We start from the raw sequence: 15,252 nt of genomic DNA on the forward strand, positions 1-15,252 counted from the left end.
TTAAGCAGATACGACGAAGCCCCTACCTCGACCCGCGAGGCAGGGGCTCTCAGTCGTGGAGTGCGGGCGAGCCGCTCGCAGCTGCACCCGCCCGCACTCACGCCACGAACGTACGCAGACCTCGGCCAGCACGGAACAGAACGGCGTGGCGTGTGAACGCATGGCGCACACACGCCACGACCGCTAAGCCTCCCCGGACTTCGCACGGGGCCGATCCTTGCCCGACCCCGTGTAGCCCCGCTCGATGTCCTGAACCGTAGCGAGCCCGATCCCCAACGCCGCAGCGATCTTCCGATACGACACCGGCGGCTCCTGCGCCCGCATCTCCAGCACAAGCGTCCGGCGCATCTCCCGCCACCGCTTCCCACGATCCGCCTGATCGGCCATCACCTCGCCGATCGCCCTGGCGCGTTCCACCGGGTCGGGCATCGCCTCGACTGCGTCCATGGCGTCGATCACGCGCTGAGCCTCCTCGGTCACACCCGGCCTCACATTCTTCGGGCGGGCCGCTTGCCCAGAGTGTACGGGGCCCCGTACAGTCCAGGAAGTAGCCCGAGCTACTAAGCACAAAGCCCCCGGTCCGGAGTTGCCGCTCCATATGGGCCGGGGGCGGACCCACCCCGAAGCGATCGAAGGAGCAGGTCCGTGGACCACGGTACCCACCCGAACCAGGCCGACGAAGCCCTACGGCAGGCCACCGGCAACCAGATCACCGACGAGCCCGCCACCGTCGAGGCATGCCAGCAGGACTACGCCGACGCCGCCGACGTCCGGGCGCGCCTCGGCTGGACCGACGGGAGCAACGCCTGATGGGCATCTTCAGCCGGCGCTCGGACGCCGAGACCGCCGCCACCAAGTACGAAGGCCGCGAGTCCGCCACCGCCAAGGCCGCCCGTGGACGTCGCGAAGGCCACCGCCGCAGCATCCCCGGCACCGCCGCCGAGGGCCAGGCCTGGGAAGACCGCGACCGTGCCAGCGAGCGCCGCGGTGGCGACCGCGTCACCGACTGGAACGACTGATGAGCACGGCGACCGAGACCACCATCACCCTGGTCCGTCCGCGCGTGCCGCGGATCATCGCGCTCATCCCCGCCCGCAACGAGGGCGAGCGGATCGCCGCCGCCGTCGCCGGGCTCCAGGCGCAGACCCGCGTCCCGGACGAGATCGTCACGGTGACGAACAACTGCACCGACGACTACGCCACCGCCCGCACCGCACGCGACGCAGGGTCTGCGGTCCTCGACCTCCACGGCGTCAAAGGCAAGAAGGCCGGCGCGCTCAACACCGCGCTCGACGAGGTGCTCGACGAGTTCGACGACCAGGACCTCATCCTCATTCAGGACGCCGACACCGTCCTCGTGCCCGGCTTCGTCGAGCACGCAGCGGCCGCGATGCGCCGCAAGGTCGGTGCGGTTGGTGGGGTGTTCTACGGCGAGCCTGGCGGCGGTCTGCTCGGTCAGCTTCAGCGCATGGAGTACCAGCGGTACGCGTGGGAGATCGCACGGAGCGGAAATCGCGCCGTCGTCCTCACCGGCACCGCATCGCTCTTCCGGGTGCGGGTGCTGCGCGAGATCAAAGCTGCGCGCATCGCGGGGCGGCTCGGCGGCGGCACCTCGTACTACTCGCTCGCCTCGCTCACCGAGGACGACGAGATCACCAAGGCCGTCAAGACCTTGGGGTACCGCACCATGTCCCCGGCCGCGTGCACCGTCACCACCGAGGTCATGACCACGCTGCCCGCCCTGTGGAACCAGCGGCTCAGGTGGCAGCGCGGCGCCCTGGAGAACCTGCGGGACTACGGCCTGACGAAGGTCACCGCCCCGTACTTCGGCAAGCAACTCATGATGGGCGCCGGCGCGTTGGCGTTCGGCCTCTACCTGACGTTCGTGGCCCTCCAGCTCGTCTACGTCGGCGCGCTCGGCGTGAACCCATTCTGGACTGCGATCGGCGCCGTCTTCGTCGTCGAGAAGGTCGTCTCCGTGTGGCGCGCGGGATGGCGCGCCCGCCTCCTCGCAAGCGTGCTCGTCGTCGAGCTGGCCTACGACCTGTTCCAGCACGCCGTGTACTTCCGTGCCCTCACAGACCTCGCCCTCAGACGCGAGGAGCGGTGGATCGCCACCTGACCGGCGCCCACCACAACCCATCCACCAGAAGAACCAGGAGATCAACACCCATGTACGGAGCCATCGTCGGCGGACAGATCGGCGGAGCCGGAGCAGCCGGAGCCCTCGCCGCCACCGGGTTCAACACCCTCGCCATCGCAGTCGCGTGCACCACCCTCATCGCGGCCGGTCTGTCCCTGTGGAAGCTCGCCCCGCGCCGCCGTAGCCGCGGCTGACGCCCCACTATCCGGCCGGGCCCGGACGTCCCCCACGCCGGGCCCGGCCTCCTTCGCTTCCTGGAGCAGCTCCGTGAAGACCCGCCGCATCACCCGCGAGCGCCTCGTCCCGCACACCGTCGACGGCAAGACCCGCATGGTCCCCGACGACGAGGTGATCGAGGTCCCGCTCCCGCCCCGCGACTGGGATCAGGTCGCCCTCAACACGGTGACCGCCATCGTCACCGCGCTCGTCCTCGCGTGCGTGGTGTGGTCGACCGTGTCCATCGGCGATCTCCTCGCCCGAGTCGTCGTCGAGCCCGCCGCGTACGGCGCGGCCACCGTGTTCGATCTGGCCTGGATCGCCCTCATGATCATTGAGTGGCTGGCCCGCTACACCCCCGTCCGCGCCCGCGCAGCACGCTTCGGCGGATACGTCGCCCTCGCCGTCGCGATGGGAGCCGTCGGCGCACACGGCTGGCTCTTCGGCGACCCGGCCATCGGCATTGTCGGCGCGGTCGTCTCCGGACTCGCCAAGGGCACGTGGACGATCCTCCTCGCCTACCAGTCTGTTCCCCTCGACCCGCGCACCGCCGCGTTCCTGGAGCAGGAACTCAGCGAGGCCGGCGCCGAGCTGGCCCGGATCCCCGTGGACCGTCGCGTCAACAGGTCCCGGGCGCTCCGTGATGCCGAGCGCCGCGCCCTCGAAGCGGACGGCGGATCCGCCAATCCGGAGCGTCCGGACGACGAGGAAGACGAGCCGAATCACAACGTCCTCCCGATCCACCCCGGCGCGCTGACCATGAAGGACGCAGTCCGGATCGCCTGGGACGCCGACATCCGCGAACCGGACGCCGTCCGCCGCTACGTCGGCAAGGCCATGGGTAAGCCTGCCTCGCCGGACACCGTCGAGCGGTACCTCCGCGCCCTCCGGGTGGGGGCGTGATGACTGCCGCCGGCGGTCTGGTCCTCGCCCTCATCTGCATCGCCGTCGTCGGCCTGGCCGCGGGCCTGGCCGTCGCCACCCTGACCGGCCGTGAACCGCACTGGCTACTGCCTGCCGTCCGGGTCCTCACGCTCGGCGTCGCTGCCGGCTGCTTCCTCCTCGCCTGTCTCCACCAGCTCGCCGCCGCCCTCACCCCCTGACCTGAAAGCCGAGCCCCATGCTGATCGCTCTCTGCCTGGCCGGACTTGTGCCCGGGGTCGCCACCGCGTGGCTGCTGCGCGGGCGCGGCTGGCCACTCGCCGTCGCCGCGGGGCTCGGAGTCACCCTCAGCCTGCCCCTGGCCCTCGTCCTGACCATGGTCCTGTTCCCCCCTCTCGGCGTCGCCGTTGCCGTCGGCTCCCTCCTCGCCGCACTGCACGCCTACGACGACGGCCGCGTCTGGATCGGCACCGCATGGGCCGCCACCGCCTGCCTCGCCCTCACCTGCACAGGGGTGGCCCTGTGACCACACCGCCGCGCCACCCGATCACCCCGACCCGCATCATCCCGGCCGGGCAGCCCCTGCCCGCTCCCATCCCTCCTCCGCCGCCCGCACCTCCGACCCCACCCGCCGGGCCTCCGGACTGGTGGCGGACCGGATCCGGACCGTCCGGACCGCCTCCGCCTGTACCGGTCGACGTGCACGTCACCGTCACCTTTGACCAGGACGGAGAGCTGTCCGCACCCGATCCGGATCCCGGTCCGCGCTGGTGGCAGCGAATCCGCCTCGGCTACAACGCGGCGCTCGCCACGCTGTCGCTCACACTCGCCGGACCGTGGGCCGCTCTCCTCACCACCGTGCGCGAGGAGGAGTCCCTCGCCGGCGCCTGGGTCATCGCGCTCGTCCCGCTGACCGTCCTCGCGTTCGTCGACAACGCGAAGCGGGCCGAGGCCACCGGAGCTCACCCCGACCTCTGGGGCCCGAAGCTCCGCGCCGCCGCCGCGCGCTGCGCCCTGTGGGCCGCCGCGATCGGAACCGCGCTCGCCCTGCCCGTCACCACGCTCGTCTACATCCTGACCGGAGTCCGCGCATGAGCCCCCTCACCCTGGCCGCAGGCGTCGACCAGTTCACCGCTGTCGGCGTCACCACCGCCGGATTCGCCCTCGGCCTCGCCTTGTTCGGTGCTGAGCACTGGCGCTGGTACCGAGGCAGCGGCGGCGCAGCCGTCGGAGGCAAGGGCAAGGGAGGCGCACCCGCACCGGCCGCAAAGAGCCTCGACCCGAAGGCGATGATCCCGTTCTGGTTCGGGATGACGTGCGGCATTCTCATGGTCGCCTGCCCGGCCGGGCTGCTGGGCACCGTCTCTCAGGTGTTCCGGTGGGCCGGGAACGGTATCGGCGGAATGGCCATGAGCTGGCTCACCGGTCAGCAGGGCGCGGCCCTCGGGCAGGGTGGCGCGCCGCAGGTCGACGGGTTCGGCGCGGTCCTCGTGACCGCGTTGTTCGTCACCCTGTTCCTGCTGCGCAAGGTGCTCCCCAAGGCGGTGCGCGGCAAGTGGTGGAAGGGCGCGTTCACCAGCTCGCTCCTGTGCATCACCACCGGGACAGCGGCCTGGGTCGCCGCATCGGTCGTCAGCAGCACGAACGGTGCGGCGCGCATGATCCTGGACGCGGTCGCCCACGGGAGCCTCGCATGAGGGCGCCCACGACGGTGCAGTGGATCCGGCGGGCCGGGCAACGCCTGTCCACCGGGTCTGTACGTCTGGCCACCCACCTCGCAGCCCGCGCCCTCGACAAGGGCTGCCGCATCTGGAACCGCGGCCGGGACTGGCTGGCCGAAGCGTCCGGCGTCGCCTGGCTGTTGCGCCTCGGCGTGCTCCTCGCTGTTGCCTGGATCCTCCGCAAGATCCTCGCAGCGATCGCGACGGGCCTGTACCTCACGGTCGCCAACGGCGGCCGCCCGTGGCTCATGTGGGGCGTGGCCCTCGCCTGGGTCATCGGCGGGTACCGGTGCGGCCACCCCGACTGGAAACCCAAACCGCGCCTCGAGGCCGAGCAGGACGCGCCGGCCGACGAGGGGGACCAGGCCCCCGCCGCCCAACAGGCGCCGCCCGGGCATCCGCCTATCTCCCCCGTCGCACTGATCGCCGCGGTACGTGATGTCGGCACTCCCAATGCGCAGCTCGTGCCGCTCGCCGAGCACCTCCACGACACCACGGACGCGGTGCGCGCAGCAGCCGCCCGCATGGGCTGGCCGGTGAAGGACGTGCGGATGCAGGGCCGGTCGGCGTCGGCCGGGCTGCGCTGGGACGAGTGCCCGCCCCCTCCCCCCATCACCCCCCTCTCGGGTGTCGTCGGTGCAGGTCAGCTTGCCGACGACAACGACGACGACAGCGGAGAGGGGAGGCCCGGAGAGGGGTTGCGTGTAGTGCGCACCGCTGACGGGCTGACCGTGTACGACCTCGCGGACACCCACCGCCGCTACAGAGTTCGGGGCCACTAGGCAGAGAGCCCGGTTCCGGGCGCGCCGAAGGATGGCCGCTGACACACTGGAGTCTGCGCGCCGGATAGCGTCCGGCATGAAGCCCCGCCACGCTCCCCCGACGTGGCGGGGCTTCACTACATCCGTAGTTGCGCTCTGGCCGATCATGCTCCACACTGGCCGCAGATTTGGCATGCCCGGAAACGATCACACTGGCCGAGGCATGATGCTCCCTCAGCTCCATATCTCTGGGGGACCCATGAACCGCACCGCCACCGCCGTCGGCTTACTCGTCGCCGCCACTCTCGCGCTCACCGCGTGCTCCGGCGCCGCCGATGACAAGCCGGCGGACCCTAAGAAGCTCGATGACGCGGCGTCCCTCGCCTGCGACGACTTCGCCCGCGGCTACAAAGCGGCCCAGACGCAGAGCGCCCGCGTCGACCTCGCCAACAAGGTCAACAAGTGGGCGCAGCAGTCGATCACCAACAACATCGCCGACAACGCCACCGCGCTCGCTCGAGGCTCCGAAGCTTCGCCCAGCGCGTGGAAGCTCGGTGCAGACGCCTTCGCCCAATCCTGCCTCGACGCCGGGTGGAAAGCCTGACCTAGACGCACGAACGAGCCCGGCCGCACCGTCACCGCGGCCGGGCTTTCACATGCCCGCGAGGAGGTGGCCCCGTGCCGCGTCCCACCGTCAGCAAGGGCGGCCCTGTCACTCCCGAGGAACGCGCCGAGATCATCCGCCTCCACGGCGAGAACAAGGGGCGCAACGAGATCGCAAGACTGACGCGACGCTCGCTCCGCACTGTGTCCCTCATCTGCGAAGACGAGGGCCTCACCTTCGACCGGTCGGCCACGGCCGCAGCAACGGAGGCCAAGATGCAGGATGCCAAGGCCCGCCGCGCCGCGATCATCGAAGGCCTCTACGACGTTGCCGAGGACGAACTCGCCTACCTCAAGCAGGGCGAGGGATACCGCCTCGTCGAGGTGTCCCTCGGCAAGCCAGTCAAGTACACCGTCGACCGGTTGCCGGCGCAGGACCGCAAGGCTCTCGTATCCAGCGTCAGCACTGCGACGACCGCGGCCGCCAGGCTCGAGGCTCTCGACACGAACAACGGTGTCGACGAGGGGATCAGCATGCTGGGCAAGCTCGCCTCCGGGTTGTCCGCCGCCTACAGCGCGATGACCGAGGAGGGCGACAGCGAGGGGGCGGGTGATGCTCCGTGATCTCGAACTGCCAATGTCTCGCGCGCAGATCGCTTCGATCGTCGAGTCCCAGGACGCACCCCTTGCCCTGTGGTCCGGTGCCGTCTCGTCTGGGAAGACCATCGCATCCCTGATCGCGTTCCTCCTGCGGCTCGTCGCTGCACCGGATCACGGTCTGATCGTCATCGTGGGCCGCACGCTCCAGACGATCGAGCGGAACCTGATCGATCCGTTGCAGTCCGCGTACCTGTTCGGCCCTCTGGCCAAGCATGTGCACCACACCACCGGCTCGACGACCGCGACGATCCTCGGCCGCACCGTGCACCTGATCGGCGCCTCGGACGCGCGCGCAGAGGGCCGCATCCGCGGCTCCACAATCGCGCTCGCCTACGTCGATGAGGCGACGCTCGTGCCGTACGAGTTCTGGATGATGCTGCTGTCGCGTCTCCGCGTCGGCAACCAGTCGCGTCTCCTCGCCACGACCAACCCCGATGGGCCGTTCCACTGGCTGCGCAAGGAGTTCCTCCTCCGCAAGGACGCCGTGGGAATGTCCCACTGGCACTTCACGCTGGACGACAATCCGAGCCTCGACCCGCTCATGGTCGCCCGCCTCAAAGCCCAGTACACAGGGCTCTGGTACCGGCGGTTCATCCTCGGAGACTGGTGCCTTGCATCCGGCGCCGTCTACGACGCGTTCGACGATTCCCGGCACGTCGTCGACATCCTTCCGGACATGCGCCGGTGGATGGCCGTGGGCATCGACTACGGCACGATCAACCCGTTCGTGGGGCTCCTCGTCGGGCACGGCGTGGACGACCGCCTGTACGTCGCCTCGGAGTTCCGGCACGACTCCCGCGCCGCACACCGTCAGTTGACCGACGCGGAGTACAGCCGCGGCGTCACGAAGTGGCTCCGCGAGTACGACCACAAGGGCACACAGGGTGCGGCCCCGGACTGGCTGTTCGTCGACCCCTCCGCCTCGTCGTTCATGACGCAGCTGTGGGCCGACGGCGTGCAAGGTGTCGCGAAGGCTGACAACGACGTGAAGGACGGCATCCGTTCCGTGTCGATGGCGCTTTCTGCCGGCCGTCTCCTCGTCCACCGCTCGTGCGAGGGCCTGCTTGGTGAGCTGCCGTCGTATTCGTGGGACGAGAAGGCGGCGATGGCGGGTGAGGACAAGCCGGTGAAGGCGAACGACCACAGCTGCGATGCACTCCGGTACGCGCTGCACAGCTCGGTGAACGAATGGCGGCATCTGATCCGCGCAGACCTGGAGGTGGCCGCCTGATGGCCGCAACGGTCAACATCCCCGTGTACCTCACCCTCGGCACGGGCTCCGTCACGGAGATCGGGACGATCGAGATCGAGGCGGACGCCGAGGGCAAGTTCACGCTGACCACGTTCGACGTATCCGCAGCGCTGCGTGAGACCGCAGACGCGATGGAAGCCGCAGCAAAGGAGGCCGAGGATGCCGCTCCCGAGTAAGGGCGTTCGCTGGCCGCCGATCCACCCCGCGATCCAGGCCGACATGGCGGACTGGTCTGCGTGGCTGTCCGCGAACCCTGACCGGCTCGCCTACCGCTACCGCAACCGGCACCGCGACACCGCCCGCTTCGGGCCGGCCGAGAACCGGCCCTCGCAGTACCGGGGCGGCATGGTCGGCCGGGTGGCCCGCTGGTTCTGGGGCGAGCCGACACCGCTCGGCGAGAAGCGCGCCAACCTCCACATGCCGCTCGCCCGGGACATCGCCCGCACCTCCGCCGACCTGCTGTACTCCGAGCCGCCCGCGCTGAAGGTCACGCACTCGGCCACGCAGGAGGTCCTGGAGACGCTCCTCGACACCGGGCTGAAGCGCAGCCTTATCGCGGCGGGCGAGTCCGGGGCCGGCCTCGGCGGCTCATATCTGCGGATCGTGTGGGACACCGACATCAGCCCCCTGCCGTGGATCGGCCGCGTCCGCGGCGACGGCGCAGCACCCGAGTTCGCGCACGGCGAGCGGCTGCGGGCCGTCACCTTCTGGACCGTGCTGGAGGCCGACGGGCAGCGCGTCGTCCGGCACCTGGAGCGGCACGAGCCCGGCTACGTCCTGCATGGCGTGTACGAGGGCACCGAGGACAACCTCGGTAAGCCCGTCGACATGGGCGCCTTCGCCGCGACGCGCGACCTCCTGCCGGTGCGGCAGCTTCCGCCAGGCATGGAGCGGAAGCTCCTCGTCTCTTACCTGCCGAACACCATGGACGCCCCTGACTGGGAAGACATCCCCGGCGCTGCCGGACTCGGCACGTCGGACTTTCAGGGCGCGGAGACGTTCCTGTCGGGGATCGACGAGACGTACACCAGCTGGTTGCGGGACATCCGCCTGGCGAAGGCGCGGATCATCGTCCCGTCCGGCTACCTCCTCAACTCCGGGCCCGGGATGGGCGGAGTGTGGGAGGACCGCGAGGTCTACGCCCCGATGAACGTGCCGCCGACCGCAGACCAGGCGATCACCCTGAACCAGTTCGTCATCAGGCACGAGGAGCACCGGGCCACCGCCGCGGAGCTGACGGACAAAGCTGTCCGCAACGCCGGATATAGCTCAGGCACGTTCGGCGATGACTCGGCCGGCGCCGCGGTAACCGCGACGGAGATCAAGGCGCGCAACGCGCGGTCGATGTCCACGCGAGCCCGAAAGGCTGAATTGGCCGCCCCGGGGATCGCGGACATCACGGAGGCGTGGCTGATGCTGGTCGCTTCCGGGATGTTCCCTGGAGCGCCGGCCGTCGAGATCGAGCGGCCGGACGTTGAGTTCCAGGACTCGGTACAGGACGACGTGAAGACGCTCGCCGAGACTGCGGCCCTGTGGTCACAGGCCGAGGCCGCCTCGACCGAGGTCAAGGTCGCGCTCCTGCACCCGGACTGGGACGAGCAGGATCAGAAGGCCGAGGTCGACCGGATCCTCAAGGAGTCCGGCCGCCTCGTCGAGGACCCACTCATGCTCGGCGCGGACCGGCCTGACTTCGGCCAGCAACCGACGGCCGACGACGAGCAGGGCGACACCGAAGCCGAAGCCGCCATCGAGGAGTAGCCGGGGGTAACCCATGCCGGTCAGCCCCGACCTTGCAGAGGATCTCGCCACAGCGGTCAGTTCCCTGTACGAGCAAGCCGAGTTGGCGCTGATTGAGAAGGTCACGCGGGCGCTCGCTGAGGGCCTCGACAGCCCGCTGTGGGCGGAGCTGAAGCTCGCAGCTCTCGGCAACCTGCGCGCAGCGGTCGACGAGGTGCTCGCCGCGCTCCAGGCCGACGCATCCGGGGCGATCGGCCAGGCCGTGGCCGACGCGTACGAGCGGGGGCAACAGGCGGCCGTGGTCGAGCTCGGCGCGCTGGCCACCGGCACCGCAGCGGCTGCCGCCGAGGCGCTGCCTACCGCTGCGGCGGTAGACCGGCTGGCGTCGGCGCTCGTCGGCGAGACAGAGGCGACGCACTCGCGGATCCTGCGCTCCACTCTGGACGTGTACCGGCGCGTGATCGCCGAGGCCACCTCGGCGCCGCTCCTCGGCGCAACGACTCGACGGCAGACCGCACAGCGCGCGCTGGCCCGGTTCGCGGTCCGGGGCATCACCGGGTTCGTCGACAACAGCGGCCGTGCCTGGAACCTCACCTCCTACGTCGAGATGGCGACCCGGTCCGCGCTCGGCCGCGCAGCAGTACAGGCGCACACGGACCGGCTCGGCGCCGCGGGGATCGAGCTGGTCATCGTCTCCGACGCTCCGGAGGAATGCCCGCGCTGCAAGCCGTGGGAGGGCAAGATCCTGCGGCGCGACGGAGCGTCCGGGGCGGGCACGGTCGAGGTCGAGCACGCCACCGAGGACGAACGGATGGTGTCGGTGCGGGTGGCTGGGTCCCTTCCTGAAGCCCGGTCCAAAGGGCTCATGCATCCGAACTGCCGGCACAACGTGTCGATCTACCTGCCTGGCCTCACGAAGCCTGCCGGCCCGAAGAAGGCCCGCAGCCGCGCGACGTACGAGCAGTCGCAGAAGCAGCGGTATTTGGAGCGGCAGGTGCGGGCGTGGAAGCGGAAGGCCGCGGCCGGGATGGACGACGCCGCGCGCCGCTCGGCGAACGCGAAGGTCCGCGCCTACCAGGGGCGGATCCGTGAGCTGACCGCAGCGACTGGCCTTCCTCGGAAGAGCCACCGCGAGCAGCTCACCAGATCACGGTGACTACTACTCAGACTGCTGCCCATGCTCGCGGTCCCACGCCGCCAACTCGGGCTGAGTGCACGAGGTGCAGTAGGGCTTGCTCTCCTTCCGTATCTCTTCGCTGCCCCAGGTGGGGACGACGGTGACGTTGCGGACCAACGGCCCATGACAGCGGCGGCAAGCGCCGGGTGCGTTCTCGCGATATCTGGCCATCTCGCGAAGATACCGGCCCTCACCGACAACCTCGGGCCTCACAGACTTCCGGCCGCCGCACGGCGCCCGGGCAACCCGAAACGGGAGAAGATCACCATGCAGGTCCCTTTCACACGACGGGGCTTCAAGCACCCGCTCGCATCGCACTCCGCTCTGGACGTGCTCGGCTACCGCCGCAACGGCTCGCCGATCTACGCCATCGCGGGTGGCAACGGCGAGGGCGAAGGCGGATCCGAATCCACCGAGTCCGGATCCGGTGAATCCGGAGACTCCGGACAGGGAGGGGACGGCTCCGGCGCTGAGGGCTCCGAGCAGGGCGGGCAGTCGTCCGGGCAGGGATCCGGTGAGTCCGGATCGCAGTCCGGTGACAAGGACTGGAAGTCGCACGCTCGCGAGTGGGAGAAGCGCGCCAAGGAGAACAAGGCCGCCGCCGAGAAGGGCGAGGCCGCGCTCGTGGAGCTGGAGAAGCTCCGCAAGGCGAAGCTCACCGACCAGGAGAAGGCCGTCGAGGAAGCCGAGACGCGGGGCCGCACGGCCGCCGCCGAGGAGTCCGCGAAGGAAGTCACGGCCCGCGACGCGAAGATCAAGGATCTGAGCGGGCAACTCGCCGTGTACGGGCGGGCCGAGAAGCTCGGCGCCAAGGTCGCCCCGCTCCTCAACTCCCGTTCCTTCTACGACGCGCTCGCCGACCTCGACCCCGATGCGAAGGGGTTCGGAGACAAGGTTGACGCCCTGATCAAGGCCGAGTTGAAGGCCAACCCGTCCATCGCCGTGCAGAGCGCCGGGAAGTCCGGCGGGGACCTGTCCAGCGGCACTCAAGAGAACGCCGCGAAGAAGCGTGGCGGATCGCTCGCGGGAGCGATCGAGAACCACTACCAGACCTGATCCCGGAGGATCACCATGCCCGTGACGCTCGCTCAGGCGCAGCTCAACACCCAGGCGGACATCGACTTCGCCGTCATCGACAACCTCAGGCGGAACAGCTGGCTGCTCAACAACTTCGTGTGGGACGACACCGTCACCCCCGGTACGGGCGGCGGCTCCCTCACCTACGGCTACACGCGTCTCCTCGCCCCGTCGGCGGCCTCGTTCCGCCGCTTCAACGAGGAGTACGTGCCGTCGCAGGCCACGCGTGAGCGGAAGTCCGTCGAACTGCACCCGCTGGGCGGCGCGTTCACGGTCGACCGCAAGCTGGCCCGGCTCGGCCCGGCCGCGTCGAACGAGATCTCGTTCCAGCTCGCGCAGAAGCTCACCTCCGTGCGCACCCGCTTCCAGCAGGAACTGATCCTCGGCGACACTGCCGTGGACGACGCCGGGTTCGACGGCCTCGACAAGGCACTTGTCGGGCAGACCACCGAGTACCTGCCGCTCAACGAGGGCATCACCACCGGCTACCTCGACTGGTCGCCGCAGACGGTGAACACCGAGGACCTCGCCATGTCGGCATTCGACGCGCTCGACGACTTCCTCGCCCGCATCATGGGCTCGCAGACCGGTTCCGGCGACACCGGGGCGGACGGCTCGATCCCGTCCGGCGTGAAGGCGATCCTCGGCAACACCAAGTCGGTCAGCCGTATCAAGTCGCTCGCCCGCCGCGCCTCGCAGTACACCAGCGAGCGCGACGCCCTCGGCGTCCTCGTCGAGAAGTACGGCAACTGGGTCCTCGTCGACCTCGGCGACCGCGCGGACGGCAACGGCCCGATCATCCCGATCCGCTCGGCGGACACTGACGGCGCGGGCGCCGGCGGCACCATCACGGGCCTGACCGACATCTACGCCGTCAGCCTCGGCCTGGACGCGTTCCACGGCGCGGCGATGGCAGGCACCCCGCTCGTCGAGACGTTCCTGCCCGACTTCACCCAGCCGGGTGCCGTCAAGAGCGGTGAGGTCGAGATGGGCCCGGTCGCTGCGGTCCTCCGCAACACCAAGGCCTGCGGCGTCCTGCGCAACGTGAAGGTGCGGTGATCAGCGATGAACAAGTACACCGTCGAGTCCCCGGTCCGTGATTTCACAGGCGAGTCCGTGGGCGTGCATTTCCACAAGGGCACTGGCTCTGTGGACGACGCCACGAAGGACGGCCGCGCCGCGATCGAGTATTTCCGCCGGCAGGGCTACGCGCTCACGCCGGTCGATGCCGATGTGGACGCTGTGGCCGTGCAGGTCGAGGACGACGACCCGTTCGACCCGGCCGAGCACGACGCTCCTGAGGTTCTCGCCTACCTCGACGCGCACGCGGACGACGCGGACGAGGTGACCCGCATCCTGGAGGCCGAGCAGGCGGGCAAGGCCCGTAAGACGATCCTCGCCCGCGGCGAGCAGAAGCAGGAGGCAGGCAAGTGACGCTCCTCGGCACCTTCAAGGGCAACCCCCGCAACGACCTTGGCTGGCTCAACTCGGCCGGCCGCCCGGACCCGGAGGCCGTGTTCCATCGGGCGAACCTGCCGCGCGTCGGCCTGGACGACGTCGCGACGGCTGCGTCGGGCGTCATGTGCTCCGTCGCCCTGTATCTCCAGGACGGCGACCTGATCTCCAACCTGACGTTCGTCAGCGGCGCCACCGCAGGCGCCACCCTGACGAACCAGTTCGCCGCCCTGTACTCCGGGGCCGGGGTGCTGCTCGCGCAGTCCGCGGACAAGACGTCGGAGGCGTGGGCGGCCGACACGGCGAAGACGTTCGGTCTGGCGACTGCGCAGCGGATCACCAGGTCGGGCATCTACTACGCGGGGCTGTCCGTCGCCGCAGCCACGGTGCCGACGCTGGTCGGCTCGGTCGGTGCGAAGCCGTTCCTCACCGGGGAGGGCAACCTCTCGCAGACGTCCGGATCCAGCCTCACGGCTACCGCCCCGGCGACCATCGCCACGCCCGCCTACAAGCGGCACGTGCCGCTCGTGATCGCGACCTGAGAGGGGACCGTTCATGCCTCTCACCAGTTCACTCGGTATCAGCGTCACCTCCGAGCTCACGCAAGCTGCGGGCCTCGGCACGGGCTCGGTGAAGTCGAACCTCACCGGGTCCGTGTCGCTCGCCTCGGGCACCGGCGCGGGCAAGGCCGACAAGGTGTATCAGGGCCGTCGCACGCTCGCCGCGTCCGCGAGCGAGGATCTCGACCTCGTGGGCGTGCTCCTCGACGCGTTCGGCGCCGCGACCACCTTCGTCCGCGTGAAGGGCCTGTTCGTTAAGGCCGCCGCCGCGAATACCAACAACGTCGTGATCGGCGCGGCCACCTCGAACCAGTGGGCGACGCTGCTCAACACGACGGGCACCCTCACTCTGCGGCCGGGCTCCAGTCTGGCGGTTGTGGCGGGCGCCGCCGACGCGACGGGCTACGCGGTGACCGCATCCACTGGTGACCTCCTCAAGGTCGCCAACAGCGGGGCCGGGTCCACGGTCTCGTACGACATCTGCATCATCGGCGCGTCCGCGTAGCCGACCATCTGCGGCAAGGGGGCTCCTCGTGGGCCCCCTTCCGCATGCCTGGAGGACCTGATGGCGAACATCGTCTTCAACGTCGCCCTCGGGCGGCTCGCGCAGTACGGGGATCTCCCGGCTGCCGCGGACTCACTGATCCTCGTCCCGTTCGCAGCGGCCGGCCTGCCGACCGACGCGACGATGCGGGACTACGCGACGCTTACTGCGGTCAAGGCCGGGGCCACGGAACAGACCACCCTCGGCCGTAAGACTCTGGCCAACGTCACGGTCAGCGTCGACAACACCAACGACCGGGTCGCGATCGACTGCGACGACGTCACGTGGACGGCGGCAGGCGGCGCGGCGATCGGTGCGGTGGTCATCTGCTACAAGCCGGACACGGCCTCCGCGGACTCGGCGATCATCCCGCTGACCAAGCACGACGTCGCTATGACGCCGGACGGCAGCGACTTCACGCTGACCATCGCAGACTTCGCGCGGACCTCGTCCGCAGCCTGACC

At 69.9% G+C, this 15,252-nt stretch carries 23 protein-coding genes; 22 read left to right on the plus strand and 1 reads right to left on the minus strand.

Annotated elements, in window-relative coordinates; all coding sequences use genetic code 11:
- Positions 1 to 183: 183 nt before the first annotated feature.
- On the minus strand, positions 184 to 459 hold the full coding sequence (locus tag LGI35_RS18115) for a helix-turn-helix domain-containing protein (RefSeq protein WP_227294846.1): 276 nt from the start codon (positions 457 to 459) through the stop codon (positions 184 to 186).
- Positions 460 to 645: 186 nt separating this feature from the next.
- Here LGI35_RS18115 and LGI35_RS18120 point away from each other — a divergent pair, with 186 nt between their 5' ends.
- From LGI35_RS18120 to LGI35_RS18225, 22 genes are all read left to right on the plus strand, one after another.
- On the plus strand, positions 646 to 810 hold the full coding sequence (locus LGI35_RS18120) for a hypothetical protein (protein WP_227294847.1): 165 nt from the start codon (positions 646 to 648) through the stop codon (positions 808 to 810).
- Positions 810 to 1,019 (plus strand): hypothetical protein, encoded by a 210-nt coding sequence (locus tag LGI35_RS18125; RefSeq protein ID WP_227294848.1) that lies wholly within the window; start codon positions 810 to 812, stop codon positions 1,017 to 1,019. Before LGI35_RS18120 ends, LGI35_RS18125 begins: the two co-directional genes overlap by 1 nt.
- A complete protein-coding gene (locus LGI35_RS18130) occupies positions 1,019 to 2,122 on the plus strand; it encodes a glycosyltransferase family 2 protein (protein WP_227294849.1) in 1,104 nt (367 codons plus the stop codon). The genes LGI35_RS18125 and LGI35_RS18130 overlap by 1 nt, the downstream gene beginning before the upstream one ends.
- 50 nt (positions 2,123 to 2,172) lie before the next feature.
- Positions 2,173 to 2,337 carry a hypothetical protein gene (locus tag LGI35_RS18135; protein WP_227294850.1) on the plus strand — a complete coding sequence of 55 codons (165 nt, stop codon included), beginning with the start codon at positions 2,173 to 2,175 and terminating at the stop codon, positions 2,335 to 2,337.
- Between the two features lie 73 nt (positions 2,338 to 2,410).
- On the plus strand, positions 2,411 to 3,262 hold the full coding sequence (locus tag LGI35_RS18140) for a protein transporter Sec31 (RefSeq protein WP_227294851.1): 852 nt from the start codon (positions 2,411 to 2,413) through the stop codon (positions 3,260 to 3,262).
- Complete coding sequence (locus LGI35_RS18145; protein WP_227294852.1) at positions 3,262 to 3,462, plus strand: hypothetical protein; 201 nt, start codon at positions 3,262 to 3,264, stop codon at positions 3,460 to 3,462. Before LGI35_RS18140 ends, LGI35_RS18145 begins: the two co-directional genes overlap by 1 nt.
- 17 nt (positions 3,463 to 3,479) lie before the next feature.
- On the plus strand, positions 3,480 to 3,767 hold the full coding sequence (locus LGI35_RS18150; protein WP_227294853.1) for a hypothetical protein: 288 nt from the start codon (positions 3,480 to 3,482) through the stop codon (positions 3,765 to 3,767).
- A 173-nt stretch (positions 3,768 to 3,940) separates the two neighbouring features.
- Complete coding sequence (locus tag LGI35_RS18155; protein ID WP_227294854.1) at positions 3,941 to 4,336, plus strand: hypothetical protein; 396 nt, start codon at positions 3,941 to 3,943, stop codon at positions 4,334 to 4,336.
- Complete coding sequence (locus LGI35_RS18160; RefSeq protein ID WP_227294855.1) at positions 4,333 to 4,938, plus strand: hypothetical protein; 606 nt, start codon at positions 4,333 to 4,335, stop codon at positions 4,936 to 4,938. Before LGI35_RS18155 ends, LGI35_RS18160 begins: the two co-directional genes overlap by 4 nt.
- A complete protein-coding gene (locus tag LGI35_RS18165) occupies positions 4,935 to 5,744 on the plus strand; it encodes a hypothetical protein (protein WP_227294856.1) in 810 nt (269 codons plus the stop codon). Before LGI35_RS18160 ends, LGI35_RS18165 begins: the two co-directional genes overlap by 4 nt.
- A 238-nt stretch (positions 5,745 to 5,982) precedes the next feature.
- Positions 5,983 to 6,327, plus strand: coding sequence for a hypothetical protein (locus LGI35_RS18170; RefSeq protein WP_227294857.1), 345 nt, complete (start codon positions 5,983 to 5,985; stop codon positions 6,325 to 6,327).
- A gap of 74 nt (positions 6,328 to 6,401) precedes the next feature.
- Positions 6,402 to 6,950, plus strand: coding sequence for a helix-turn-helix domain-containing protein (locus LGI35_RS18175; protein ID WP_227294858.1), 549 nt, complete (start codon positions 6,402 to 6,404; stop codon positions 6,948 to 6,950).
- A gap of 13 nt (positions 6,951 to 6,963) precedes the next feature.
- Positions 6,964 to 8,217, plus strand: a complete 1,254-nt coding sequence (locus tag LGI35_RS18180) for a PBSX family phage terminase large subunit (RefSeq protein ID WP_227294859.1) — start codon at positions 6,964 to 6,966, stop codon at positions 8,215 to 8,217.
- The gene (locus LGI35_RS18185) at positions 8,217 to 8,414 is read left to right on the plus strand and encodes a hypothetical protein (RefSeq protein WP_227294860.1); all 198 of its coding nucleotides are present in this window, start codon (positions 8,217 to 8,219) and stop codon (positions 8,412 to 8,414) included. Before LGI35_RS18180 ends, LGI35_RS18185 begins: the two co-directional genes overlap by 1 nt.
- The gene (locus tag LGI35_RS18190; RefSeq protein ID WP_227294861.1) at positions 8,398 to 9,996 is read left to right on the plus strand and encodes a capsid protein; all 1,599 of its coding nucleotides are present in this window, start codon (positions 8,398 to 8,400) and stop codon (positions 9,994 to 9,996) included. Before LGI35_RS18185 ends, LGI35_RS18190 begins: the two co-directional genes overlap by 17 nt.
- 13 nt (positions 9,997 to 10,009) lie before the next feature.
- Complete coding sequence (locus LGI35_RS18195) at positions 10,010 to 11,131, plus strand: phage minor capsid protein (RefSeq protein ID WP_227294862.1); 1,122 nt, start codon at positions 10,010 to 10,012, stop codon at positions 11,129 to 11,131.
- 288 nt (positions 11,132 to 11,419) lie between these two features.
- On the plus strand, positions 11,420 to 12,208 hold the full coding sequence (locus tag LGI35_RS18200) for a hypothetical protein (protein ID WP_227294863.1): 789 nt from the start codon (positions 11,420 to 11,422) through the stop codon (positions 12,206 to 12,208).
- A 15-nt stretch (positions 12,209 to 12,223) separates the two neighbouring features.
- Positions 12,224 to 13,288 (plus strand): major capsid protein, encoded by a 1,065-nt coding sequence (locus LGI35_RS18205; protein WP_227294864.1) that lies wholly within the window; start codon positions 12,224 to 12,226, stop codon positions 13,286 to 13,288.
- Positions 13,289 to 13,294: 6 nt separating this feature from the next.
- Positions 13,295 to 13,663, plus strand: a complete 369-nt coding sequence (locus LGI35_RS18210) for a hypothetical protein (protein WP_227294865.1) — start codon at positions 13,295 to 13,297, stop codon at positions 13,661 to 13,663.
- The gene (locus LGI35_RS18215; RefSeq protein WP_227294866.1) at positions 13,660 to 14,226 is read left to right on the plus strand and encodes a hypothetical protein; all 567 of its coding nucleotides are present in this window, start codon (positions 13,660 to 13,662) and stop codon (positions 14,224 to 14,226) included. Before LGI35_RS18210 ends, LGI35_RS18215 begins: the two co-directional genes overlap by 4 nt.
- A gap of 13 nt (positions 14,227 to 14,239) precedes the next feature.
- A complete protein-coding gene (locus LGI35_RS18220) occupies positions 14,240 to 14,749 on the plus strand; it encodes a hypothetical protein (RefSeq protein WP_227294867.1) in 510 nt (169 codons plus the stop codon).
- A 60-nt stretch (positions 14,750 to 14,809) separates the two neighbouring features.
- A complete protein-coding gene (locus LGI35_RS18225) occupies positions 14,810 to 15,250 on the plus strand; it encodes a hypothetical protein (protein ID WP_227294868.1) in 441 nt (146 codons plus the stop codon).
- The last annotated feature ends 2 nt before the right edge of the window (positions 15,251 to 15,252 follow it).

The organism is Streptomyces longhuiensis (genome assembly GCF_020616555.1).
Taxonomy (GTDB): domain Bacteria; phylum Actinomycetota; class Actinomycetes; order Streptomycetales; family Streptomycetaceae; genus Streptomyces; species Streptomyces longhuiensis.